Source organism: Sinomonas sp. ASV322 (assembly GCF_030908245.1).
In the GTDB taxonomy this organism is placed as follows: domain Bacteria; phylum Actinomycetota; class Actinomycetes; order Actinomycetales; family Micrococcaceae; genus Sinomonas.
Genome location: NZ_JAVFJJ010000013.1, coordinates 84914 through 109482 on the forward strand (window position 1 = coordinate 84914; position 24569 = coordinate 109482).

Consider the following 24569-nt stretch of genomic DNA (forward strand, 5'->3'; position numbering starts at 1 on the left):
GGGTCACCTGGGCAGTGCGGTCGTGCCGGGGGCCGAGGTGGAGGCGCGCATCGGCGACGTCGTCCATTTCCGCGGTCGCGTCGTCGTGCTGCACGAGCCGATGCAGCTCTTCTGGGCAGTCGACCCGATCGGCGAGCGCCGCATCATCGACTTCCACGAGTTTGCGGTCCGCATCGTGACTGAAGTCGAAAGCGCGGAAGGTGCCGCGTGAACGCGACGCTCATGGGTTCCCGGAGCCTGGGGTCCGCCCTGGGCCCGGGAACCAACTCCCTCAACGCGCTGCGTCTCCTCTTCGCCGCATGTGTCATCGTCTCCCATGCGTGGTGGCTCGGCGGGTACGGGCCGGAGCCGGCGCTGTACGGGATCAAGCTCGGCACGGCGGGCGTGATGGGGTTCTTCGCGATCTCGGGGTACCTCATCACGGTCAGCGCCGAGCGCTCGACGCCGCTCGGGTACGTTCTGGCGCGTTTGGCCCGGATCTATCCGGCGATGGCCGTCTCGGCGCTCCTCGTGGCCTTCCTCGCAGCGCCGATCGGTGCGCTCATCACGCGCGGTCGCTACAGCATCTCGGGAGCCCTCGCGTTCCTCGAGTCCGCCCTCGGCCTCGGCATCGGGCTCATGAACACGCCCCCGATCGGCAGCTCGCTGCTCGGGAACCACGACCGCTTCGACTGGGACGGGCCGCTGTGGACGCTAACGTGGGAAGCGCTGTGCTACGTCGTCGTCGGGCTTGCCGTGTTCCTCGCGCGGAGGTTCTCGAAAGGCCGGGCGGCGATGGTGATCGTTGTCCTCTTCGCCGCCGCGACCGGAGCCCTCCTCGGCAAGATCCTCGCGGGCGGATACGGGCCGAACCGGACCGAATTCGTCCTGCCGTTCATCGCGATCTTCATGGCGAGCGCGCTGTTGGCCACCATGAGGGATCGGGTCCGAGTCGGGGCCATGCCGGCCGTCGCCGCAGGCCTTGCGGTCTGGGGTGCTCTCGCGACGGGGCAAGGCACGGCCCTCGCGCCGCTGCCGTTCAGCTACCTCGTCCTGTGGCTAGGCTCGCTGCGTGTGGCATCTCGCGTCGGGAGTCGCTTCGACATCTCCTACGGTGTCTACCTCTACGGCTGGCCCGTGCAGCAGCTCCTCGCGGCCGCACGCGTGCCGCTGCATGTCCCGCCGCTCGGGTACGCGGCCCTGGCCCTCGTGCTCGTGTGGCCGCTCGGCTTCCTCAGCTGCGTCGTCATCGAACACCCGGCGCAGAAGCTGCGGCGAGCCATCGCCCGCTCGAGGGACAGCTCCGCCTCACGAATCGCGGGGTCGGAGAGCGCTCCTCGGAGCCCTGAACGGTGAGGCGCCGCGCTTCAGCCCTGTGGATCGCGGCCATTCTGGCTGGAGCGGTCGGCGCGAGCGAATACCTGACGTGGAAGGCCTCGCAGGACTTCGTACCCGAAGGGCACACCCGCCCGAAAGAGGTCACGGCTGGCGAAACCATCCTTGTGCTCGGATTCCCCGCGGATTCACGCGGTCGGCTCAGCTTGGTTCAGCGCTGGCGCGTCCGGATCGCCATCCGGTCAACGGACCCTAATACCGCGCGTTTCGTTTTCACGGGAGGCATCACTCGCGGCGAAACGTCAGAAGCGATGATGATGGCGGAGCACGCAATCCAGGCCTTCGGCGTCCCGAGACATCGCATCGTGCTCGAAGAGCGTGCACGCACGACGTGGGAGAACATCGCGCTCTCGCTCCCCCTGATCGGCGACGCTCCCGCCATCAAGATCGCCTCCAACACCTTCCACGCCCGCCGAGCACGCCAATACCTTGCCGCTCAAGCCCCCGAGCTCGCGGCACGCCTGCGCCGCGCCCGAGACTTCGTGCCCGGAGAGCTCGCCCTCCTCAAGCCAATCCTCGTCGCTCACGAATGGCGCCGCGCAAGGCGTGAATCCCGCTTTCGGCTCCGTTCCCCCTTCTTCCGCGTTCGCGCGGGCAAGGTGCCCGGGGTCGAGCAGGGCCGCGACGGCGTCCCGGGCCATGTCGACGATGGGCTGGCGGGCGGCTGTGATCCCCGGGTGGGCGAACGCCGATTCGGGCGAGTCGTCCAACGCAACTACCGCAATTTCGCGGAACGGACCCATCATCGAAGATGTCGGGTGGGGTACAGCTGCTGGCAAAGTGCGCTTGCCCAGGCTGGGTACGCGGCCGCCAGCGGAGCGATTTGCGGAGCCATCGGAGCCTTCAGCGCCGGCATCGGATGGTGGACGTGCTTCGGATTCGGGGCGTTCGGAGGAGGGATCAACTGGGATGCCGCGTGCTAACACTGAGGGTATGAGCCGAAGCCCGCTTCTTCGCACCCCAACAACATGGAAAGGTCGCCTCTTCCTGTTCGTGGTGTCGGTTGGCGGCGTCTACTCTGCTCAATGGCTCGCCTACTGGGCAACGTCCTGGCAACAGATCAGGCCCTCCGACTTAAGCCCGGTGATGCTGGCCGTGATCTTCGGCGTGTTCTCGGCGACCATTCCCGGCGGGCGCCCTTGGTTCGGCCGGCGTGGCGGGATCGATCAGGGGTAGCCCGAAGTCGGACCGGCTCACCGCCGTCGTTCGCGAACGGACGACGGCGGGAGGGCTGACGGCAGCGCTTGACGGAACCTTCGCTCCGGCTCCACCCAGCGGTACCGTAGGCACAAGCGGCAGGAAGGACAGCAACGATGCGCTTCCTTATCACCTACCACGGCATGCCGTACCCGCAGGAGGAGATCATTTCCGCCTCCCGAGCGGCCCTGCGCAGCTGGGCCGATAAGTCCCTCGGCGCTGCGCTCGTCGACTTCGGCGCTCCGCTGCTCCTGGGCGGCCAGCTCGCTCGGGGCGAGCCTGTCGACGCCGTCGATATCGACGGCTACTCGATCATCGAGGCACGTTCTCTCAGCGATGCTCGAGCCGTCCTCGCGGACCACCCCTACATCGCGCTCGGCGGCACGATTCAGATCAACGAGTGCCTTGAGCTCTGATCCCACCCAGATGCCGGCCTTAAGGCCTGAGGGATCTTTCGTTTCTGATTCGTTCTGTACGTTCTTGTTCGCCACGCCGTACTCTGGTGTGACGACGGCCACCGACCTGGCACCCATCCGCCCGCCGGACGACATGGCCGCCCTTCCCCACCATTGAGACAGGGCAAAAGCATGGACATGAACGACCTCACGCGTCGCCTCGGCGGCGGATCCCCCCGTGTCGCCTTCGGCGCGGACTACAACCCCGAGCAGTGGCCAATGGAAGTGTGGAAGCACGACGTCGAGCTCATGCGCGAGGCCGGTGTCAACCTCGTGAGCCTCGGCATCTTCAGCTGGGCCCTCCTCGAGCCCGAAGAGGGCCGGTACGAATTCGGCTGGCTCGACGAAGTCATGGACCTCCTGCACGAGAACGGCATCGCCGTCGACCTCGCGAACGCGAGCGCGTCCCCGCCGCCGTGGTTCACCGTCAAGTATCCCGACTCAGCGCCCGTGAGCGCCGACGGTGTCCGGCAGACCCACGGCTCCCGCCAGGCCTTCGCCGCATGCTCCCCCGACTACCGCCGCGCTGCCGCCGCCCTCACCACGGCCATCGCCGAACACTACTCGGACCATCCGGCCCTTGCCATGTGGCACGTCCACAACGAGTACGGCTGCCACAACCAGCCGGACTTCGGCCCGCACGCCGAGCGCGGCTTCCGCGCTTGGCTCCAGGCCCGCTACGAAACCCTCGATGCCCTCAACGACGCGTGGGGCACCGCCTTCTGGTCGCAGCACTACTACGACTGGTCCGAAATCATGCCGCCGCGCCGCTCGGGCACGCACGTCAACCCGAGCCAGCAGCTCGACTTCGCGCGCTTCTCCTCCGACTCCCTGCTCGAATGCTTCGAGGCCGAGGCCGCGATCATCCGCGCCCACTCGGACAAACCCGTCACGACGAACTTCATGGGCCTGAACATGGGCCTGCACGCCCCAATCGACTACTGGCGATGGGCAAAGAGCATGGACATCGTCTCGAACGACCACTACCTCATCGCCGAGGACCATCGGAACCACCAGGACCTCGCGCTCACCGCGGACCTTACGCGCGGCTGGGCGGACAACGAGCCGTGGCTCCTCATGGAGCACTCGACGTCCGCCGTGAACTGGCAGCCCCGCAACATCGCCAAGTCCCCCGGCCAGATGCTGCGTAATTCGTTCCAGCACCTCGCGCGCGGCGCCGACGGCATCCTGTTCTTCCAGTGGCGGGCGTCGCGCGCGGGCGCGGAGAAGTACCACTCCGGGATGCTCCCGCACGCCGGCCGGGACACGAAGGTCTGGCGCGAGGTCGTCGAACTGGGAGCCTCCCTCGAGAAGGTCTCAGAGGCGGCCGGCTCGCGCGTGGTGGCGTCGGCCGCGCTCGTGTTCGACACCGACGCCCGCTGGGGCGCAGAGCTCGACTCCCACCCGAGCATCGAGGCCCAGCCCGTCCGCGAACTGAGGGAGTGGCATGACGCGCTCTACCGCGCGGGCATCACGACGGACTTGCGGCAGAGCACCGACGACCTCTCCGCCTACCAGCTCGTCGTCGCACCCATGCTGTACCTCGTGACGGACGACGGCGCCGCGAACCTCCGTCGGTACGTCGAGGGCGGCGGCACGCTCGTCCTGACCCATTTCTCGGGCATCGTCGACGAGCATGACCGCATCATCATGGACCCCATCAACGGCGGCGGGTACCCGGGCGCGTTCCGCGAGCTCCTGGGCATCGAGATCGAGGAGTTCTTCCCGCTGCGCGCGGGCGAAGCGGTCGTGCTGACCGCCGGCTCGGGCGCGCGGTGGAGCGAGCTGGGGCGGACGACGACGGCGGAGGTTATCTCCCGCTACGAGGCGGGCCCGACGTCGGGGTCCCCAGCCGTCACGCGCAACGTCGCCGGGGCCGGAATCGCCTACTACGTGGGCACCGCACCGGACCCAGCAGCCCTCGCCGCCCTCCTCCCCCAAGTGTTCGCCGATGCCGGGCTCGAGGCCGCGGCCCACGCGAGCGAGTTCCCCGACCTCGAGGTCGTCACGCGGGCGTCGGGCGAAGGCTCTTGGGTCTTCGCGATCAACCACGGCGACGCGGAGGCGCGCCTCGGCGTGAACGGATCTGAACTCCTCTCTGGCACCCCGACCGGCGGCGCGCTCGCCATCCCCGCGGGCGGCATCGCCGTCGTCCGTCTCTCGGCCTAGGCGACGCCCACCGCGGAGCCGCTGCGGCGATCACGGATCGGCAAAATTTGCGTTCCTGATCTTTTCCGATCGTTTTTGAACGTCTACCATAGCGATGTGGCGCAGGTCACCCGACCGCGCAAGGCACTCCCAGGAGACCCCCCATGGACATTGAAGTCCCGTCCCGCCCCCTCGACCGCCGGACCCTCCTGAAGACCCTCGGCGTCGGCGCCGTCGGCCTCGCGGGAATTCCGCTCCTCTCGGCCTGTACGGGCGGCTCGGGGCCGTCCGGCGGATCGGGCGGCGGCAAGTCGTTGACGTTCGGCTCGTCCGCCTCGGATGACGTCCCGAAGCGCGCCTACCAGGCCGTCGTCGACGCCTTCCAGAAGAAGACGGGTGCGACCGTCGCCACGAACGTCGTGCCGCACAACGACTTCCAGAACAAGATCAACTCCTACCTGCAGGGCAGCCCGGACGATGCCTTCACGTGGTTCGCCGGCTATCGCATGCAGTACTACGCGGGCAAGGGCCTCCTCGCGCCGATCGACGACGTGTGGCAGCAGATCGGCGGCAACTACTCCGACGCGCTCAAGAAGGCCTCGACCGGGCCTGACGGCAAGATGTACTTCGTCCCGAACTACAACTACCCCTGGGGATTCTTCTACCGGAAGAGCTTCTGGGCCGAGAAGGGCTACACCGTCCCGAAGACGTTCGACGAGCTCAAGACGCTAGCCGCCAAGATGAAGTCCGACGGCATCATCCCGATCGGCTTCGCCGACAAGGACGTCTGGCCCGCCATGGGCACGTTCGACTACATCAACATGCGGCTCAACGGCTACCAGTTCCATCTGGACCTCTGCGCCCACAAGGAGTCGTGGAACCAGCCCAAGGTCCAGGCCATCTTCGACACGTGGAAGGCCCTCCTCCCCTACCATGACCCGGCGGCCCTCGGGCAGACGTGGCAGGACGCGGCCCAGCTGCTCGGGCAGAAGAAGACCGGCATGTACCTGCTCGGCTCATTCGTGACGCAGCAGTTCACGGACGCCGCCGTGCTCGCGGACATCGACTTCTTCCCGTTCCCGTCAATCGCGGTCGAGGGCCAGGACGCGATCGAGGCACCCATCGACGGCCTCCTGCTCTCGAAGAAGGGCGGCCAGAACCAGACCGCGAAGGATTTCCTCGCGTTCATGGGCACGCCCGAGGCGCAGAACGCCTACTACGCCGTGGACACGTCCAACATCGCGACCGCGAAGGGCTCCGACACGTCGAAGTTCACCGCGCTCAACAAGAAGTGCGCCGACGCGATCGCGAACGCGAAGTCGATTAGCCAGTTCTTCGATCGCGACGCGCTCCCGGCCATGGCGAACAACGTTTTGGGCCCCGCGCTGCAGTCCTTTATCAAGGACGGCACGGTGGATGTGAAGAACCTCGAGTCCCAGGCGGCCGCACTCTACGCGGCCCAGTAAGACCACACGGACTGCTGGCGTGGGCGGACGAACCCTCCCGCCCACGCCAGCCCGACTCGCAGGAAACGTCATGCCCACTACCCGCCGCAAAGTCCGCCGCCTGTCGAGGCAGGACAAGATCGTCCTGACCGCCATGGTCGCCATCCCGACGCTCATCGAACTCGTCTTCGTCTGGCTGCCCACGCTTTTCTCGATCGGCCTCAGCCTCACCCGCTGGAACGGCCTCGACCTGACCGACATCCGCCCCGCCGGCGCCTCGAACTACCAATTCGTCGTCGAGGACTACCCTCCGTTCTGGCCCGCGGTCCAGCACAACGTCCTCTGGCTCGTGTTCCTCGCCCTCATCGCGACGCCGCTCGGCCTGCTCCTGGCAGTGCTCCTCGACCAGAAGATCCGCGGCAGCAGGATCTACCAGAGCATCTTCTTCGCCCCCGTCATGCTCTCGCTCGCGCTCGTCGGCGTCATCTGGCAGCTCTTCTACCAGCGGGACCACGGCCTGCTGAACTTCCTCCTCGGCACGGCCGGCCAGCCCGCCGCCGTCGACTGGTTCGGCGACAGCAACGTCAACATCTGGGCCGCGCTCATCGCGGCGACGTGGCGGCATTCGGGCTATGTCATGCTGCTCTACCTTGCCGGGCTCAAGGGCGTCGACCCCTCGCTCAGGGAGGCCGCAGCGCTCGACGGGGCGAACGCAGCCCAGACCTTCTTCCGCGTCGTGTTCCCGGCGATGCGCCCCATCAACATCGTCATCGTGGTCATCACGATCATCGAGTCGCTTCGGGCGTTCGACATCGTCTACGTCATCAACCGCGGCACGAACGGCCTCGAGCTCATCTCCGCGCTCGTCATCCAGAACCTCGTCGGCGAGGGCCAGGTCATCGGCGTCGGCTCCGCGCTCGCGACGATCCTGCTGGTGATCTCGCTCGTACCGATCGTCTTCTACCTCACCCGCACGTTCGGAAAGGAGGCCAAGGAATCATGACGACGGTCATCGCGCCCTCGGACCTCGCACGCGGCACCGAGTATGCCGGGTCCCGGCCCAAGCGCCACATTGGAACCCACATCATCCTGCTCGTCCTGGCCGTCATGTGGCTCCTGCCGCTCGGCTGGTCGCTTTACACGGCCCTCCGTCCGATCGAATCGACGAATCAGAACGGCTACTTCAGCGTCGCCGGGCCGTACAACTTCGACAACTTCGTCACGGCATGGAACCAGGGCGGCTTCTCGAAGTACTTCTGGAACTCGGTCACGATCACGGTTCCCGCCGTCCTCCTGACGCTCTTCCTCTCCTCGCTCATGGCGTTCGCCGTGAGCCGAGTGAGCTGGAAGTTCAACATCACGCTGCTCATCATGTTCACGGCCGGCAACCTCCTGCCCCCGCAGGTTCTCGCCGCGCCGCTGTTCCAGATGTTCAAGCACCTGAATCTCCCGTACTGGTTCAGCGATTCGGGAACGCTCCTCAATACGTACATTTCGGTCATCGCAGTGGACACGGCGTTCCAGATCGGCTTCTGTACATTCGTGCTCTCGAATTACATGAAGGCCCTCTCGTCCGACCTGACGGAGGCCGCGCTCGTCGACGGGGCGGGCGTCTGGCGACAGTACTGGTCGATCATCATGCCGCTGTGCCGCCCGGCGTTCGCGGCGCTCGGAACCCTCGAAGTCATCTTCATCTACAACGACTTCTTCTGGCCCCTCCTCTTCATCCAGAGCGGCGACCGCCTCCCCGTGACGACGGCGATCAACAACCTCCAGGGAGTGTTCCTGAGCAACTACAACCTGCTCGCCGCGGGGGCGACGATCACGGTCATCCCGACCCTCGTCATCTATCTCCTCCTGCAGCGCCAATTCGTCGCCGGGCTGACGCTCGGATCGAGCAAGGGGTAGACGGATGCTCGCCGCAGCCCGACAGTCCGTGATCCTCGACACGGTCCACCGAGAAGGCGTCGTCAAGGTCGCGGACCTTGCCGAGCGGCTCGGGGTTTCGGCCGTCACGGTCCGCCGTGACATCGATGCCCTGAGCGACTCCGGCCTCCTGACGCGCGTTCACGGCGGCGTCATGCTCCAGGAGGACGTGGGGACGCACGAGCCGGGGTTCGCGCTCAAGTCCACTCAGCGGCTCGAGGAGAAGGCCGCGATCGCCCGGGAGGCCGCGGGGCTTGTCACGGAGGGGATGGCGGTGGGTATCACGGCTGGATCGACCACGTGGATGCTCGCCAAAGCGCTCTCCGCGGGACCCCGCATCACAGTCCTCACGAATTCGGTGCGCGTCATGGAGGCCTTCGACGCGTCGTCGTCCGGCGCAACGGTGCTCCTCACGGGAGGCGAGCGGACGCCGTCGGACGCCCTCGTCGGCCCGCTCGCCACCTCGTCCATCCGCCACCTGCACCTCGACCTGCTCTTCCTCGGGGTGCACGGCATGGACGAGCGGGCCGGCTTCACGACGCCCAATCTGTTGGAAGCCGAGACGAATCAGGCTTTCGCGGCGTCGTCGCGGCGCGTCGTCGTCGTCGCGGACCACAGCAAGTGGGGCGTTCAGGGCATCGGCAGCATCTGCGGGTTCAACGACATCGACGTTCTGGTCACCGACCCTGGTCTGCCGCAGTCCGCTCTGGCCTACCTTCGCGACCGCATTCCGTCAGTGCGCGTCGCGGGCTGAGCATACGACGGCGGCGGCGACGCACTGCGAAGGCGGCGAGGCACGACGGCGGCGCCGCTCCAGATCGGGAGCAGCGCCGCCGTCGTCGGGCAGAGACTGAGGGGCTAGGGAACTACTGTCACGCTCCCCACCATGCCCATGTCGTCGTGGAACTCGCAGAAGTAGTTCCAAATGCCGAGCTGATCGAACGTCACGGAGAACGTCGACGGTCCGCCGACGAACGCCTCGAGGAGGGTTCCCGAGTCGACAGGCATTCCGTGCTGCATGAGCGTCGTGAACGTCACGGTGTGCGGAACGACCATGTGGTCCGCCGACAGATCGAACGTCACCGTCTGGCCGAGGTGCACGACGTCGTCTTGCCAGATGAACCGCATAACCTCGGTCAGGCCGTCGGCAGCACCGACGAACACGTGGGTCGGCGTCGCCTGCGCGGCCGTCGCGGCCCAGAGGCCGTAGCCGTGAGCAACAATGCCCGCAGTTTCGGCCGCGGCCTGGGCGTCGTAGAAGGCCTGCGTGTGCGGATACGCCGCGTTCGGAGCCTGGACGTGGACGGTGAGCGTCATGACCTCACCGTGGAAGAGGCAGAAGAACGTGAAGTCACCGCGTGCCGCGAACTTCTGGAGGTACGACGTCGAGGTCGGGAAATCGGGCACCGGCATCGTGGTCAGAATGCCTGAATTGGTCCACGGGGCGGTCGGATCGAACACGGGACCGCCGACCCGCGGCACCGCGTCGGCGAGCAGATCGCCGATGCCCCTGATCGGCGTCGGGGGCGTTCCGAAGCTCACGGTGTGGACTTCGGCGGCGTTGGCCAGGAACTTGATCGAATCGCCCTGATCGATCCAGATCTCGCCGGGAAGGAAACGCATGCCCTGGATGGCAAGGTCAGGGGACTGCTCGCCGACGAGGACCCTCCACGTTGTGGCGTTCGGGTTCGTCGTGACGGAGGCCTGAGCCGGGGCCGTGCCCACGAGGCCGACCACGAGCGCGACAAGTGCGAGCACGACGGCGTACGGGCGTTTGAGGACTGGACGAAGAGACATGTCGGATGGTGCTCCTCATACGAGGCCACGCGCCGCGCCCGTCCAGCTCGGGCGTCAGCATGACGAGCACCTCCCGCGCGTGCGGGCGGTGCGCGTGCGGCGTCAAACGGCACCCCAGCGCGTTAACCGCTGCTCCGCTTCGGCGTCGAGACCCCGCCGAACAGGTTCCTGCCCCGCAGCCGGGACGGCGCGGGACAGAACCGGGATCAGGGTAGACCCAAACCGCACAGCTGGCCAACAGTCTGCGTCGAGCAACCTGCCAGCTTCCCGGGAACGGCGTGCGTCTCGAGGGCACCCCTTAAGATCGGACCATGACCCAGCCGACAGAGTCGTCCCCCGCCGCCCGCCCGGACTCTCCCGCCGCCCGCCCGGCCTCTCCCGCCGCCCGCCACAGCGTTCTCGTCCTCAACGGCCCGAACCTCAACCTGCTCGGCACGCGCGAACCGGAGAAGTACGGGACCGCGACTCTCGGGGACATCGAACGGCTGTGCGCGGGTGCGGCCGATGCGCGCGGGCTTGCGTGCGAGTTCGTCCAGTCCAACCACGAGGGCGCACTCATCGACGCGATCCATGCGGCACGCGGGTCCGCGGTCGGCATCGTCATCAACGCGGGCGCCTACACGCACACTTCGGTCGCGATCCGCGACGCGATCTCGGCGGTCCAGCTCCCGGCCGTCGAGGTGCACATCACGAACGTCCACGCGCGCGAGCCGTTCCGGCACCACTCGTACCTGAGCGACGTCTGCAAGGCCGTCATCGCCGGGGCGGGCACGCTCGGCTACCGGTTCGCGATCGAGTACCTCGCGGAGCTCACGCAGGGGCCGGCCGTCTGACGCCCGCAATCGACTGCTCCATAACTGTCGTTTTGAGGGCTCAAAACGACAGTTATGGAGCAGTCGATGCTGTTACTTGCGCGTGCACGCCCCAGGCTGCACGGGCTGGCTGAGTGACGCGGCCTCGTCGGCAACGGGCCTGACCTCGCTCATCGTGATCGCGTAGCCCACGCCGTCGGTGTTCTCCGACTTCGCGAACACCACGCCGGTCACGGCACCGTCAAGGGTGAGCAGCGGGCCGCCCGAGTTGCCCTGCTGGACTTGGCCCGAGATCTGATAGACCGTCTTGGGCGTCGCATTGGCGCCGTAGATGTCCGGGGCGAGCACCGTCGTCGTCCCTTGGATCGCCGCGGGGCGCATCGTGAACGGGCCGCCGAGCGGGTAACCGCCGAAGGCCGCCGACGTACCGGGCGGGCTGTTCCCGGCGAGATTGAGGCTCGGCAGCGAGAGGCCGCCGACGGCAAGCACGGCGAGGTCATGCACGCCGTCGAAATAGACCACGTGAGCCGTGCGCGCCCCAGCATTCTGCATTTCGACGACGGGCTCGGGCACTCCCGCGACGACGTGCGCGTTCGTCAGGACTCGTCCCGGCGCCACGACGAAACCGCTTCCGGTCTGGTTCTGTCCGCACTGGAACGCGGTGCCCGTGATCCGGACAATCGACTTCGAGGCCGCGCGCAGGGCGGGCGAGTCCATATTCGCGTCGGGAACGGGGACCGGATTGAGCGGGCCGATGCCCTCGATGATCCGCGGAAGCGTGTCGCCGAGAACAAAGGCGCGGAGCTGGGCGGCCTCCGCCTTGACGGGATCGGGAGTGAGCGCGTCGATCGCCGTGATGACGCGCGACGACGAGAGCTGCTGCGAGAGCACCGGCACGCCGACGCTTGAGACCGTGAATGCGAGCATCGACATGACGAGCGCCGCGACGGAGACGTTCGCGACGCCTCCCAGCGCGCGGTCGATGACCCCGAGCGGCCTCCAGCGGATCTGGCGCCGCACCCGCCGTCCGATCGTGGTGCCGACGGCGTTGCCCGCGACCATGAACACGATCGCCGTGACGACGACGGCGGCCGCGCGCCACCCGCTGTCCGAGAGCCACTGGCTGACGAGGGGGACGGCGAAGAACGCAGCTGCACCGCCCACGATGAAGCCGATGATGCCGCCGAGGCTCACGAGGAAACCTACCCGTGCTCCGTAGACGAGATAGCCGATGAGGACCACCACGAGTACAAGGTCCAGGAAGATCGTATCGAGCATCCCCGACAGTCTATCGGCGCTGTCTGGGGCGAAGCTGGGCGGCCTGTCGGTGGCGTGTTCGTCACAAACACTTGCGGAATCTGAAAGAATGACCGCAGCGCAAGCACTGGCAATGTGATGAGGAGACTGAATTGGATATCGAGGTACTGCGCCGCGCGCCGCTGTTCGCCACGCTCGACGACGAGGCCTTCCGCCTGCTCACGGACGAGCTCATGGAGGTGGACCTCTCCCGCGGTGCCTCGGTGTTCCGCGAGGGCGATCAGGGCGACCAGATGTACTTCATCGTCTCCGGCAAGATCAAGCTCGGCCGCACGTCGCCGGACGGCCGCGAGTCGCTCCTCGCGATCCTCGGCCCGGGCGAGCTCTTCGGCGAGATGGCCCTCTTCGACCCGGCGCCCCGCACTGCGACTGCGACGGCCGTCTCCGAGACGCGCCTCGCGGGCCTCAAGAACGATGCGCTCGTGGCCCTGCTCCGCGCACGCCCCGAGGTCTCGGCCCAGCTGCTCCAGGCGCTCGCCCGCCGCTTGCGCCGCACGAACGATTCGCTGTCCGACCTGGTCTTCAGCGACGTCCCCGGCCGCGTGGCCAAGGCGCTCCTCGACCTCGCGGACCGCTTCGGCCGCCCCGCGACCGATGGCGTCCTCGTGGCGCACGAGCTCACGCAGGAGGAGCTCGCACAGCTCGTCGGCGCGTCGCGCGAGACCGTGAACAAGGCCCTCGCCGAGTTCGTACAGCGCGGCTGGATCCGCCTCGAGGCGCGCGCCGTCGTCATCCTCGACATGCCGCGCCTGCGCCAGCGGAGCCGGTAGGGATTCCCGGACAGACACCGACGACGACGGCGCCGCTCCCCACTGCGGGGAGCGGCGCCGTCGCTCGTCTGACCGGAAGACGGGTTGTGGCCGGGAAGACGGCTACGGGTCGCCTTCTCGGCCACAAGCCGTCTTCCCGACGCCTGCCCGCCTCTCGCCGAAGGGGTGGCCACGTCGCGCCCGCGGCGCGTCAGGAGGCGATGCCGCCCGGATGGGGTACGGTCGCGAGGGCCTCTGTGGCCGGAGCCGCGCTCGGCGCCTCGACGCGGAGCCACAGCTGGCCGTTGTCCTCTTCGAGTTCGGCCTGGTACGTGTGCGTCGAGCGCTTGATGTTGAGATACGCGATGCAGCCCTTGGCCTTCGCGATCTTCTCGAGGATGATCTCGCTCGCGGGCACGAGGAGCTCCGGGAGGGGGAGGCCTCGCGTGTCCTCTTCGCCGATCAGGTCGCCGATCGCCGTCGAGTCGCGATCCTTGAGCAGGCGGGCCGGGAGCGCCCACTCGCCCCAGACGCCCTTGCTCGGAAGGAGCGTCGGCGTCTGGCCAACGGGGAGGGTGGCCGCGAAGTACCGGGTGTCGAAGCGCCGGTGCGCGAAGTCCGGCGAGACCCAGTGCACGAGCGGGCGGAGCAGGTCCGTCCGGAGGCCGAGGCCACGCTTGGAGATGAACTCGGCGAAGCCGATCTCCTCGCTCGCGACGGCTTCGCGCACCCGCGTCCAATCGGGGGTGTTCGTGCCCTCGACGAGGGTCGTGGCGTCGCTCCCTGCAAGGAGAACTCCGGTCTCTTCGAACAGCTCGCGGATCGCCGCGACGACGTGCGAGCGGGCGAGGGCGAAGTCCGTCACGCCGAGCATTTCGGCCCAGTGGCCGACCGACGGGCCGAACCAGTCGAACGTGTCGTGGTCGGTGTTCTGGACCGATCCGCCCGGGAACGCTACAACCCCGAGCGGAGAGTTGCCGGGCCGGTACGCGAGCCACGTCTCTGTGCCCTCGACCGAATCGCGAACGAGGACGACGGAGGAGGCGAGCCGCGCCGTCCTCGGCGGACGGTCCCCTTCTTCAAGCCAGCTTCGTGCGGCTCCCTGGAGCCGCTTGGGAACGATGAAGCGGCGGCTATGCGAACTCAGCAATCAGTTCCACCTCGACCGGGGCGTCGAGCGGGAGGACCGCGACGCCGACGGCGGAGCGGGCATGGATGCCCGCCTCGCCGAAAACCTTCCCCAGGAGCTCGGAGGCCCCGTTGATGACGCCCGGCTGTCCCGTGAACGACGGGTCGGAGGCGACGAAGCCCACGACTTTGACGATGCGCGTGACGCGGTCGAGGTCGCCGATCTGGGCCTTGACCGCTGCGAGGGCGTTGATGATGCTCAGTTCGGCGTAGCGCTTGGCGTCCTCGGCGCTCACCTCGGCGCCGACTTTGCCGGTTGCGGGCAGCTGGCCCTTGACGAACGGGAGCTGGCCGGCCGTGTACACGAAACCGCCGGCGACGGCGGCGGGAACGTACGCGGCGACGGGCGCCGCGACCTCGGGCAGGCTCAGGCCGAGATCGGCGAGACGCTGCTCGACGGCTCCGAGCGCTGCGGTCGTTGCCTCTGCTTCGCTCATGCCTGCTTCTCCCTCTTCATGTAGGCCACCAGCCCGTTTCCGCCGGGTCCCGGGACGACTTGGACGAGCTCCCAGCCGTCCTCGCCCCACTGGTCGAGGATCTGCTTGGTGGCGTGGACGATCAGCGGTACGGTGGCGTACTCCCACGTGGTCATAAGGTCTAGGTTAGTCGGTCCCGGTAGACTGCCCTGCATGGCGTCTGGCAAGAATCCGCTCTTCGACACGGCCACAACGCTCGGCAAGATCATCGCCTTCCTTGGCATCAGTGCGATCTGCGGAGTGCTCGTGGCGGGACTCATGGTGCCCGCCGCGGCCGTGACCGGGGGTGCAGCGAACGGCTCGGTCCAGTTCTTCAACAACCTCCCAAGCGAGCTCACCGTGAGCCCTCCGGGGCAGGTGACGAAGATCGTCGCGTCCGACGGCTCGCCGATCGCGACCCTGTTCAGCGAGAACCGGACGCCGGTCAAGCTCGACCAGATGTCCCCGAATATCAAGAACGCGCTCGTCGCGATCGAGGACTACCGGTTCTACGACCACGGCGGCGTCGACATGACCGGCATTCTGCGCGCCCTGTCCTCCAACCTCGGCGGCGGCCATCAGGGGGCCTCGACCCTCACGCAGCAGTACGTCACAAACGTCATCAACGAGAACCTCGTCGCCCAGGGCAAGGACGATCAAGTCGTCCTGAACGGCCAAAAGGGCGTCGGCGACAAGCTGCGCGAGATGAAGCTCGCGATCGCGCTCGAGAAGCAGATGAGCAAGGACCAGATCCTCGAGGGCTACCTCAACATCGTCTTCTTCAACAGCAACGCATATGGCATCCAGGCCGCGAGCCAGTACTTCTTCTCGGTCGACGCGAAGGACCTCTCGCTCCCCCAGGCGGCAACGCTCGCGGGGCTCGTCAACAGCCCGAGCGCGTTCAACCCGATTGTTCATCCCGAAGCGTCGACGAAGCGCCGCAACCTCGTGCTCGACGCGATGCTCGACCACGGCAAGATCAACCAGCAGCAGCACGACGAAGCCGTCAAGACGCCCATGCAGACCAAGGTGAACCAGCCCAAGCAGGGCTGCCAGTACGCGGTGCAGGCGCAGTACTTCTGCGACTACGTGTACCACCAGCTGCTCAACGACCCCGCCTACGGTGCGAGCGAGGACGAGCGCGCCCTCAAGCTCTCGCGCGGCGGCCTCACGATCAAGACGACGCTCGACCCGCGCCTCCAGGGTCCGGCTCAGGCACAGGTGGACTCCACGGCCGGGGCGAACCCAGACAAGTGGGGCGCCTCGCTCGTGACGGTCGAACCGGGGACGGGCAAGGTTCTCGCCATGGCGCAGAACTCGCGCAAGCTCGCCGGACAGGGCGCCGACTTCGTCTCGGACTACAACTTCAATGTCGACAACAGCGACGGCAAGGGCAATCCGCTTGGCGGAGTGGGCGGCATGCAGCCCGGCTCGACGATGAAGCCCTTCACCCTCACGGCGTGGCTCAACGAGGGCAAGTCGACCAATCAGGTTGTGGACGCGTCGAAGCGCCGCTACTCGCTCAACTATCCGTGGAAGACGACGTGTGGCCGAGTCAATGGCGCCTACGACGACACGACCGCCGGGCCCCCGTACCACACTGCCAAGGACCTGCAGAACGACGAGCCGCAGTGGTACCGCCCCATGTCCGTCCGCGAGGGCATCTACCAGTCGATCAACACTGCGACGTTCGCGTCCGCCGCCGGCCTGAATGACTTCTGCGATATCCAGCGTGCCGCCGACGCACTCGGAATGCACACCGGCGAAGGGCCCGACAAGAAGCTGGATCTTTCGACCCTCGGCAACTTGCTGGGTGGGCCGAACGTGGCGCCCATGACGCTTGCGAGCGCTTTCGCAGCCTTCGCGAGCAACGGCACGGTCTGCCAGCCGATGTCGATCGCTGAGGTGGACGATTCGCAGGGCAAGAAGATCGGCGGACAGGCACCGACGTGCCAGCAGAACGCCATCAAGCCGGATGTTGCCAAGGCCGTGACCAACGTCCTCCAGGACGTCCTGACCAAGGGTTCGGGCTACAACATCAAGGACGCGGGCGGCCAGACCATCAGGGTCGGAGTGCCGGACGCAGCGAAGACCGGTACCAACGAGCTCAACAACCAGACATGGGTCGTGGGCTTCACCCGCGGCCTTGCCACCGCGTCGTTCTTCGGTGACCCGTTCAACTCGACGGCCAGGGTCGGCCAGGGCGTCATGATCAACGGAAGGTACTACAAGTCGGTCGACGGTGCCTTCATCGCCGGACCGCAGTGGGCCTACTACATGCAGAAGGTCGCGCCGCTGTTCGATCACGGCGAGTTCGACGCCCCGCCGCAGAACCTCATCGGCGCGCCGCCGGCCCAGAAGAGCGACGACAACGGCGGCACCTCGCCGTCGAACGGCGCCTCGCAGCCTCCCGCGACGCCACAGCCGGGCCCGACGGACAAGGGCAAGGGCAAGCCCTGATGACCGCTAGCGAAGGGCTCGCCCCCACCACGGGGCGGGCCCTCGCCCGTGTCGCGGAGCGGGCGACGGCGGCGCTCGCCACGGGCGCGAAGCGCACCGCCCTTGTCGCGGGCATGGCGGCGTCGGCGGGCCTAGCGACCGCCGCGTACGGCTGGTGGGAGAAGGACCAGTTCCGGCTCCGGGAGGAGACGGTCGCGGTCCTCCCGCCGGGCTCGAGGCCGCTTCGTGTGCTCCACCTAAGCGACATCCACTTCGTCCCGGGGCAGACCAAAAAGGCCCGCTGGCTCGCGGGCCTCGCGGATCTCGCTCCCGACCTGGTCGTCAACACGGGCGACAACCTGAGCCACCTCGAGGCGGTCGACCCGCTGCTCGACGCGCTCGCCCCCCTCGTGCGCTACCCGGGCGTCTACGTTCCCGGCTCCAACGACTATTACGCGCCGGTCCTCAAGAACCCCGCCCTGTACCTCCTCGGGCCGTCGAACACGCACCCCCTCCCGACGCGCGTTGCGCTCGACTGGCGCCGGCTCTTCACCGGGTTCGGCGAGGCCGGATGGGTCGACCTCACGAACCGATCCCAGTCGCTCGCGTTCAACGGGACGCGCTTCGACTTCTCAGGCGTCGACGATCCGCACCTCAAGCGCGAGCGGTACGCCGACTGGCCTCGCGGCGCGTCAGGCCACGAGCGCAAACCCCACGTCAAGGTCGCCGTCATCCACGCGCCGTACCAGCGCGTGCTCGACCACTTCACGGGCGCCGGGGCGGACATCATCTTCGCGGGCCACACGCACGGCGGGCAGATCTGCCTCCCCGGCTACGGCGCGCTCGTCTCCAACTGCGACCTTCCGACGTGGCGCGCGAAGGGGCTCACGACCTGGGAGCACGGCGGCCGCTGGGTTCCACTCAACGTCTCGGGCGGCATCGGCACATCCCGCTTCGCGCCCATCCGCGTCGCGTGCCGCCCGGAGGCCGTGCTGCTCACGCTCCGGGCGAAGGCCTAAGTCCGCCCTCGCCCCGACGCCGGGCGGCGCAACTGGCTTCGTCAGAAGCCCAGAGCATTGGTCACTCCCGGGTGACGCGGCGCGCGAACTCGGCGAAGCCAGGAATGGTGAACTCAAGGGATCCTCGAGTGCTCGCCCGGACAAATCCCTTGTCGATAAGCCTCGCCCTTGGCACGGACAGGCTTTCGATGCTCACCCCCATGAGATCGGCGATGTCCTTCCGCCGGACGTCATGGTCGCCCAGCGAGGCCATCGCCGACATGAATTCGCGTTCGGCCCTGGTCGCGTTCGCCCATCTAGCCCGGAACAAGGCTTCCATGTCCGCCTCCATTGCACGGCGGCCCGCCTCCACGTGCTCGTCAGTGATTGTCGCGCCCGGGTCCGGCCGCCCTGCTGCGGTCCACGTGGCGTCTCCAATCAGCTGGACCAGATAAGGGTAGCCGCGGGCAGCAACGACGGCGGCCTCAAGCGCGGGGCGGTGCCACTCAACGCCGAGCTCCCGAGCCGGAATCGCGAGAGCGAGTTCTTCAGCTGCCGGTTCGAGGCCGGGGAGCGGTCTGTAGGCAAATCTCTCGCTGAAGGTGACGGCGGAGGCCACCACATCCGAAGCGTTGGGCAACCCCGCCGCGAAAACCGCCGCCGGAAGGTCGTCTCCCTCGGCTTGAAGATGCTGCCACGCGTAAGCGAGGGTTCGAAGGCCATCGGGATCCGCTGACTGAATTTCGTCGATGAGGATGACAAGGCCCTGGTGTTCGTTCCCTGCCGCAACCGCCCGCACGAGGTCCTCGAACTCTCGACTTCCACGCGGAGTCTTGTCGTGGCCGGTGCGGACAGCAGCATCCGCCCCCACAATGCCGGGCACTCCGATTCGGACCGTAAGGCCTTCGAGGCGCTCGCGAATCACGCGGCGGGCCTCGGTCCCCCATCTTGTGCTTGCACGCGAGATCTCGGCGGCAATCTGTCCGATAAGGCCCGCGTCTTCCCCCGCAGTGACCCAGATCGTCAGGACATTGCGAGCATCTGCATGGCGCTGGTACTGCCGCAGAAGTGACGTCTTGCCGAAGCCGCGAGGAGCATGGTCGATTCGGATCCGCCCGACTAAGCGGTGCAGATCCACCAAGTAGGAAAGCCGTTCGTCGAAGTCAGCCAGCTGCTGGAATCGACCTGGCACGGTGCGAGCGACCTCGCCGGGTGTGTACGGGCTGGGCTGCATCAGGACTCCCGTTATAGTCTTTTATAGAAGAGGTCATCTATAACAAACTATAAATGAGCGCCCGGCTAGACGCGGCACCCCGGTCTCGCGCGGCCGACGGTCACGGCGTCATGGCGTAGGGTAGTTGCCACAGCTAACTACTCCTGACCGGAGGTGTGAGCGCCGGCATGCCACAGCAAGCCCCCGCCCGAGAGCAGATTGCCTTCAGCCGCAGCCTCAGCAGGCTCGCGCCGGAGGTCCGCCCGATTGTCCCGCGCCTCGTGGGCGGCCTCGTCGTGGGACTCACGGCGTCGGTACTCGCGGTGCTCGTCCCGCAGGTCTTCCGCGCGGTGATCGACGCTCTCCTCAAACCCGGGGCCGGCCCGTCGGCTGTGTGGTGGGCCGCCGTCGTCGTCCTCGTCATGGGCGTCCTCGAAGCGGGACTGACGTTCCTGCGCCGCCTCTTCGTCATCGACCCGGCCACGAACGTCGAGACGTCGATGCGCCTCAAGCTATACCGCCACCTCCAGGTGCTCCCCGTCTCGTTCCACGACCGCTGGGGATCGGGGCAGCTGCTCTCGCGGGCCATGACGGACCTCAACATGCTGCGCCGCTGGCTCGCGTTCGGGGCGATCTTCCTCGTCGTCTCGGTGGCGACGGTCGGCGTCGGCGTCGCGATGCTGTTCACCATCAGCTGGCAGCTCGCGCTCATCTTCCTCGCGGCGGCCGCACCGATCAGCATCTACAGCTTCCGCTTTCGCCGCCAGTTCATGGCCGCGTCGCGCCGCAGCCAGGACCAGGCCGGCGACCTCGCGACGGCCGTCGAGGAATCCGTGCACGGCATCCGCGTCCTCAAGGCGTTCGGCCGAAGCGGCGAGGCTCTCGAAAGCTTTGCGGCCCAGGCGGAGGAGCTGCGGGACACCGAGGTCACCAAGGCGCGGCATCTCGCGGTGTTCAGCATGGTCGTGACGCTCCTGCCCGAGCTCGCGCTCGGCGCCGGGCTCGTGACGGGCGTGTGGCTCGCTGCGACGGGACAGATCACGGTCGGCGCCCTCGCGGCGTTCTTCGGCACGGCGGCGGCGGTCGCCAACCCCGTCGAGATGTCCGGTGCCCTCGTGGGCATGGCACTCATGGCGAAGACGGCGATCGACCGCCACTACGAGGTCATGGATCAGAAGATCGCGATTGCCGACCCGGAGGTGCCCGCCGCCATGCCGCCCCGCCCCCGCGACGCGCTCGCCTTCCGTGGCGTGCGCTTCGGCTTCGAGGGGCGCCGAGGCGCGCGGGGCACCGCAACGGACGACGGCGCGCGTCCGGTTCTGGAGCGCATCGACCTTGAGCTCGTCCCCGGCGAGACGATGGCTCTCGTCGGCGTGACGGGCTCGGGGAAGAGCACGCTCCTGGCGCTCGTCCCGAGGCTCTACGACGTGACGGCCGGGTCAGTCGAGATCGACGGCGTGGACGTCCGCAAACTTCCGCTGGCGGAGCTGCGCCGCATCGTGTCGGTCGCCTTCGAGGACACGACGCTGTTCTCGAGCTCGGTCCGGGACAACGTCCTGCTCGGCGCCGCAGTGCGCGACGGGACGGACGCCGAGCTGCTCCTCGACGAGGCACTCGACGTCGCGCAGGCCCAGTTCGCGTATTCGCTCCCCGACGGCGTCGACACGCGGATCGGCGAGGAGGGCCTCAGCCTCTCGGGCGGCCAGCGGCAGCGCATCGCGCTCGCGCGGGCGATCGCGGCGAAGCCCGCCGTCCTCGTCCTCGACGACCCGCTGTCCGCGCTCGACGTCGCCACCGAGGAGCGCGTCGAGGCGCGCCTCCGCGAGGTGCTCGCCGACACGACGACGCTCGTCGTCGCGCACCGCCCCTCGACCGTGACGCTCGCCGACCGCGTCGCGCTCCTCCGCGACGGGATCATCGACGACGTCGGAACGCACGCCGAGCTCCTGGCCCGCAGCGAGCACTACCGCTACGTCATCGCGAGCCTCGACGCCGAGCCTCGCGATCTCGACAGCGCCCGCGACCCCGACGACACCCTGGACGACCTCGAGGAGGCCCGATGAGCGCCGCACCGTCCTCGCGCCCGCGCGTCGACAACCCGCGCGTCGACCGCCAGGCTCCGCGCCCGGGCGAGGCCGACGACGAGACGCACGCCGAGGATGCCTTCGAGCTGTCGAAGGCGGACTCGCGAGCCGCGCGCCGTCGTTCGCTCGCGCTGCTCGGCGAGCTCATCCGGCCCGTGCGGGTCAGGTTCTGGGTGACGCTCGCGATGGTCGTCGTCTCGCAGGCGACCAAGGCCTCGGGGCCCGCGATCATCGCGCTCGGGATCGACCGCGCCCTGCCCGCGCTCTTGCGCGGCGAGTCGGGCCTTATCTGGCTCACGGGCGCGGCGTACATCGGGGCCGCGCTCGCGACCGCGGTCCTCACGGCCGGTTACGTGACCTCGACCGCCAAGCTCAGCCAGGCGATGCTCCTCGACCTCCGAGTCAGGGTGTTCCGCCACACGCAGCGCCTGAGCCTCGATTTCCACGAGCACTACACGTCCGGCCGGATCATCAGCCGGCAGACCTCCGACCTCGAGGCGCTGCGCGAGCTCCTCGATTCCGGCGTGAGCTCGCTCGTCTCAGGAATCCTGTTCATGCTCTTCACGGCCGGGACCGTGTTCCTCCTCGACTGGCCGTCTGGGCTCATCATGCTATTCGCGGCGGTACCGATGTTCGGGCTCGCGCGCTGGTACCAAGCCCGCTCGGAGGTGGCGTTCCGGGCCTCGCGCGTCGCGTCGGCGCGGCTCATCGTGCACTTCGTCGAGACCATGACCGGGATCCGCGCGGTCAAGGCGTTCCGCAAGGAGGCCGAGAACAACGAGCGCTATGGCGAACTCGCCGAGGACTACCGGAGCGTGACGGCCCGATCGATCCAGCTCAACGGAGTCCTCCAACCCGGGCTCGTGTTTATCGGGAACGTGACGGTCGCCGTCGTCCTGCTCGTCGCGGGGCTGCGCGTGCTCGACGGCGGGCTCGCGGTCGGCGTCCTGCTCGCGCTCGTGCTCTCCGTCAAGCGCTTCTTCCAGCCGCTCGCGGACATGGCGATGTTCTACAACTCGTTCCAGAGCGCGACGGCGGCGCTCGAGAAGGTCTCAGGCCTCCTCGCCGAGGCACCCACGGTTGTGCCGCCGAAGGAGCCCACGCCGCTGCCGACGCCGCGGGGCGACGTGCGCTTCGGAGGCGTCGAGTTCCGGTACGCCTCCGGACCCGTGGTGCTGCCACGCTTCGACCTCGACATCCCAGCGGGGCAGACCGTCGCGCTCGTCGGGGCGACGGGCGCGGGAAAGTCGACGCTCGCGAAGCTCGTCGCGCGCTTCTACGACCCCACCGAGGGCGCCGTGACGCTCGACGGCGTCGACCTCCGGCGGCTCTCGACGCCGGACCTGCGCCGCGCCGTCGTCATGGTCACCCAGGAGGCGTTCCTGTTCAGCGGCTCGGTCGCCGACAACATCGCCTTGGGGCGTCCGACGGCGTCGCGCGCCGAGATCGAGGCCGCCGCCAAGGCTGTGGGCGCCCACGAGTTTGTCCGGTTGCTGCCAGACGGGTACGACACCGACGTCAACAAGCGCGGCGGCCGGGTCTCGGCCGGGCAGCGCCAGCTCATCTCGTTCGCGCGGGCGTTCCTCGCGGCGCCCGCGGTGCTCATCCTCGACGAGGCGACGTCGTCGCTCGACATTCCGTCGGAGCGGCTCGTACAGGCCGGGCTGTCGCGGCTGCTCTCGCAGCGCGGGCGGACGGCGATCATCATCGCGCACAGACTCTCGACCGTCGAGATCGCCGACCGAGTGCTCGTCATGGACGGCGGGCAGATCGTCGAGGACGGCACCCCGGACGAGCTCATCCGCGGCGGCGGCCGCTTCGCCGCACTCCACGGGGCGTGGCAGGACTCGCTCGTGTAGCTCCTTCGGGGGCCTGTCGATTTCGCGTCCCGTGCTCGGATCGGGTACTCTGGATGAGTTGCTTCGGGGAGCCGTGCTGGGAAACTGGCGGGTACTCGCGCAGCGGATCGGGATGTAGCGCAGCTTGGTAGCGCGCTTCGTTCGGGACGAAGAGGTCGCAGGTTCAAATCCTGTCATCCCGACCAATTGAACAGAAGGGCGCCGAGGAATCGGCGCCCTTTTTGTCGCCCTGCGCAGAAGGCAGCCACGGAGGGTTATCGGTCAAAACGTGGGGATGGCCCGGGCGTGTCATCGGCTTCTGCCGGCCCGTCCGGTGCGTGCCCAGAGGCCTTCCTCGGCGGTCGTGGCGGTGTCGTAGAGGGCCGGTCCGATCCGTTCTTCCTCGGTCGTTGTCGGTGTTCGTTTCGGCGGTTCGCGGTGCTCTGGGCGGATGAGCTTGTGGGCCGGGGCGGGGTTTTCGGAGTGGGTGTAGAGCCACCATTCGACGGCGCGTTTCATGTGGTTCTGGCTCATGCCGCGGTGGTGCTTCAGGAGCAGGCGCAGCTGGGCGTTGACCCCTCCTTCGATCCGGTTTGTGGTCGAGGCGATCCGGAGGTCCTCGTGCTCGGGGGCGAGGTGGGTGAACAGCGTCCCGGCCTTCACGAGCCGCTCGAGCAGGTAGTACGCGGCGCGCAGCCGCTTGTGGGTGTACCACCACTGCTGGGAGGGCTTGACCCATGACGGCGCGGCCCCGGCCTCGCCGCGGTGGGTGCGCTGTTTGAGCATCGGGCCCCAGCGGGTGTGCCAGTCGTTCAGCGCGGTCGCCCAGGCGGCGGCCTCTTCGGCGGTCTTCAGGCGCATGAGCGCCTTGGAGAGGCGAAGGAGGGCTCTGCCGGCTTCGAGCCGGGGCCGATGGGTCAGGTGGGTGCGGACGTTGCGGTGAACGTGCACCAGGCAGCGCTGGACCCGGGTCTCCGGCCAGACCTTGCGCAGGGCCGAGGCCAGGCCGGCACCGCCGTCGCAGACCACCACGCGCGGGGCGGGGAAGCGCTCGAGCAGGGCCGCCCACGCGGCGGACTTCTCGGTGTCGCACCACTGCCAGCCGATCACGTGCTCCCCGGCCGTGGCGATCAG

Annotated in this window: 23 protein-coding genes and 1 tRNA gene; 17 read left to right on the forward strand and 7 right to left on the reverse strand. The window is 68.0% G+C overall.

Annotation, left to right across the window (positions count from 1 at the left end):
- The first annotated feature begins 22 nt into the window (after positions 1-22).
- The 10 genes from RBS12_RS15930 to RBS12_RS15975 all read left to right on the forward strand — a co-directional run bounded on the left by RBS12_RS15930 (position 23) and on the right by RBS12_RS15975 (position 9299).
- Positions 23-211 (forward strand): hypothetical protein, encoded by a 189-nt coding sequence (locus tag RBS12_RS15930; protein ID WP_307967119.1) that lies wholly within the window; start codon positions 23-25, stop codon positions 209-211.
- Positions 208-1335 carry an acyltransferase gene (locus RBS12_RS15935; protein WP_307967120.1) on the forward strand — a complete coding sequence of 376 codons (1128 nt, stop codon included), beginning with the start codon at positions 208-210 and terminating at the stop codon, positions 1333-1335. The genes RBS12_RS15930 and RBS12_RS15935 overlap by 4 nt, the downstream gene beginning before the upstream one ends.
- A 146-nt stretch (positions 1336-1481) precedes the next feature.
- The gene (locus tag RBS12_RS15940; RefSeq protein ID WP_307967139.1) at positions 1482-2297 is read left to right on the forward strand and encodes a YdcF family protein; all 816 of its coding nucleotides are present in this window, start codon (positions 1482-1484) and stop codon (positions 2295-2297) included.
- A gap of 10 nt (positions 2298-2307) precedes the next feature.
- Positions 2308-2550 (forward strand): hypothetical protein, encoded by a 243-nt coding sequence (locus tag RBS12_RS15945; RefSeq protein ID WP_307967121.1) that lies wholly within the window; start codon positions 2308-2310, stop codon positions 2548-2550.
- Positions 2551-2687: 137 nt separating this feature from the next.
- Complete coding sequence (locus RBS12_RS15950) at positions 2688-2987, forward strand: hypothetical protein (RefSeq protein ID WP_307967122.1); 300 nt, start codon at positions 2688-2690, stop codon at positions 2985-2987.
- Between the two features lie 171 nt (positions 2988-3158).
- Positions 3159-5195, forward strand: coding sequence for a beta-galactosidase (locus RBS12_RS15955; RefSeq protein WP_307967123.1), 2037 nt, complete (start codon positions 3159-3161; stop codon positions 5193-5195).
- A 143-nt stretch (positions 5196-5338) separates the two neighbouring features.
- Positions 5339-6640: an ABC transporter substrate-binding protein gene (locus tag RBS12_RS15960; RefSeq protein WP_307967124.1), complete on the forward strand. Its 1302-nt coding sequence runs from the start codon at positions 5339-5341 to the stop codon at positions 6638-6640.
- Positions 6641-6710: 70 nt separating this feature from the next.
- Entirely contained in the window at positions 6711-7622 is a 912-nt protein-coding gene (locus RBS12_RS15965) for a sugar ABC transporter permease (RefSeq protein ID WP_307967125.1), read from the forward strand.
- The gene (locus RBS12_RS15970; RefSeq protein ID WP_307967126.1) at positions 7619-8527 is read left to right on the forward strand and encodes a carbohydrate ABC transporter permease; all 909 of its coding nucleotides are present in this window, start codon (positions 7619-7621) and stop codon (positions 8525-8527) included. The genes RBS12_RS15965 and RBS12_RS15970 overlap by 4 nt, the downstream gene beginning before the upstream one ends.
- 4 nt (positions 8528-8531) lie before the next feature.
- Positions 8532-9299 carry a DeoR/GlpR family DNA-binding transcription regulator gene (locus RBS12_RS15975; protein ID WP_307967127.1) on the forward strand — a complete coding sequence of 256 codons (768 nt, stop codon included), beginning with the start codon at positions 8532-8534 and terminating at the stop codon, positions 9297-9299.
- Between the two features lie 104 nt (positions 9300-9403).
- On the opposite strand, the gene RBS12_RS15980 is transcribed toward RBS12_RS15975, so the two are convergent.
- Entirely contained in the window at positions 9404-10342 is a 939-nt protein-coding gene (locus tag RBS12_RS15980) for a plastocyanin/azurin family copper-binding protein (protein ID WP_307967128.1), read from the reverse strand.
- A 311-nt stretch (positions 10343-10653) separates the two neighbouring features.
- On the opposite strand from RBS12_RS15980, the gene aroQ reads away from it, so the two are divergent.
- Positions 10654-11175: a type II 3-dehydroquinate dehydratase gene (aroQ, locus tag RBS12_RS15985; protein WP_307967129.1), complete on the forward strand. Its 522-nt coding sequence runs from the start codon at positions 10654-10656 to the stop codon at positions 11173-11175.
- Between the two features lie 72 nt (positions 11176-11247).
- Here the strand turns inward: aroQ and RBS12_RS15990 are convergent, their stop codons facing one another.
- Entirely contained in the window at positions 11248-12432 is a 1185-nt protein-coding gene (locus RBS12_RS15990; RefSeq protein WP_307967130.1) for a MarP family serine protease, read from the reverse strand.
- A 131-nt stretch (positions 12433-12563) separates the two neighbouring features.
- Between RBS12_RS15990 and RBS12_RS15995 the strand changes: the two genes are divergently transcribed.
- Entirely contained in the window at positions 12564-13241 is a 678-nt protein-coding gene (locus tag RBS12_RS15995) for a Crp/Fnr family transcriptional regulator (protein WP_136611216.1), read from the forward strand.
- Positions 13242-13431: 190 nt separating this feature from the next.
- Here RBS12_RS15995 and RBS12_RS16000 read toward each other — a convergent pair whose 3' ends face one another.
- From RBS12_RS16000 to RBS12_RS16010, 3 genes are read right to left on the reverse strand one after another with little or no spacing between them, the layout of a single operon-like run.
- Positions 13432-14370, reverse strand: coding sequence for an NUDIX hydrolase (locus tag RBS12_RS16000; RefSeq protein ID WP_373886540.1), 939 nt, complete (start codon positions 14368-14370; stop codon positions 13432-13434).
- Positions 14354-14845 carry a RidA family protein gene (locus tag RBS12_RS16005; protein WP_307967131.1) on the reverse strand — a complete coding sequence of 164 codons (492 nt, stop codon included), beginning with the start codon at positions 14843-14845 and terminating at the stop codon, positions 14354-14356. The genes RBS12_RS16000 and RBS12_RS16005 overlap by 17 nt, the downstream gene beginning before the upstream one ends.
- Positions 14842-15000, reverse strand: a complete 159-nt coding sequence (locus RBS12_RS16010; RefSeq protein ID WP_138414528.1) for a DUF4177 domain-containing protein — start codon at positions 14998-15000, stop codon at positions 14842-14844. Before RBS12_RS16010 ends, RBS12_RS16005 begins: the two co-directional genes overlap by 4 nt.
- Before the next feature lie 37 nt (positions 15001-15037).
- Here RBS12_RS16010 and RBS12_RS16015 point away from each other — a divergent pair, with 37 nt between their 5' ends.
- Together RBS12_RS16015 and RBS12_RS16020 are read left to right on the forward strand one after the other, a co-directional pair.
- Positions 15038-17323, forward strand: coding sequence for a transglycosylase domain-containing protein (locus RBS12_RS16015; RefSeq protein WP_307967132.1), 2286 nt, complete (start codon positions 15038-15040; stop codon positions 17321-17323).
- Between the two features lie 113 nt (positions 17324-17436).
- Positions 17437-18321, forward strand: coding sequence for a metallophosphoesterase (locus tag RBS12_RS16020; RefSeq protein ID WP_307967141.1), 885 nt, complete (start codon positions 17437-17439; stop codon positions 18319-18321).
- Positions 18322-18382: 61 nt separating this feature from the next.
- On the opposite strand, the gene RBS12_RS16025 is transcribed toward RBS12_RS16020, so the two are convergent.
- Positions 18383-19534 (reverse strand): ATP-binding protein, encoded by a 1152-nt coding sequence (locus tag RBS12_RS16025; RefSeq protein WP_307967133.1) that lies wholly within the window; start codon positions 19532-19534, stop codon positions 18383-18385.
- Positions 19535-19701: 167 nt separating this feature from the next.
- On the opposite strand from RBS12_RS16025, the gene RBS12_RS16030 reads away from it, so the two are divergent.
- The 3 genes from RBS12_RS16030 to RBS12_RS16040 all read left to right on the forward strand — a co-directional run bounded on the left by RBS12_RS16030 (position 19702) and on the right by RBS12_RS16040 (position 23641).
- The gene (locus RBS12_RS16030; protein WP_307967134.1) at positions 19702-21576 is read left to right on the forward strand and encodes an ABC transporter ATP-binding protein; all 1875 of its coding nucleotides are present in this window, start codon (positions 19702-19704) and stop codon (positions 21574-21576) included.
- On the forward strand, positions 21573-23456 hold the full coding sequence (locus RBS12_RS16035; RefSeq protein WP_307967135.1) for an ABC transporter ATP-binding protein: 1884 nt from the start codon (positions 21573-21575) through the stop codon (positions 23454-23456). Before RBS12_RS16030 ends, RBS12_RS16035 begins: the two co-directional genes overlap by 4 nt.
- Positions 23457-23564: 108 nt before the next feature.
- A tRNA-Pro gene (locus RBS12_RS16040) sits at positions 23565-23641 on the forward strand.
- Between the two features lie 103 nt (positions 23642-23744).
- Here the strand turns inward: RBS12_RS16040 and RBS12_RS16045 are convergent.
- Positions 23745-24569, reverse strand: an 825-nt coding sequence (locus tag RBS12_RS16045; RefSeq protein ID WP_307964492.1) for an IS1249 family transposase, incomplete at its 5' end; no start/stop codon positions are given.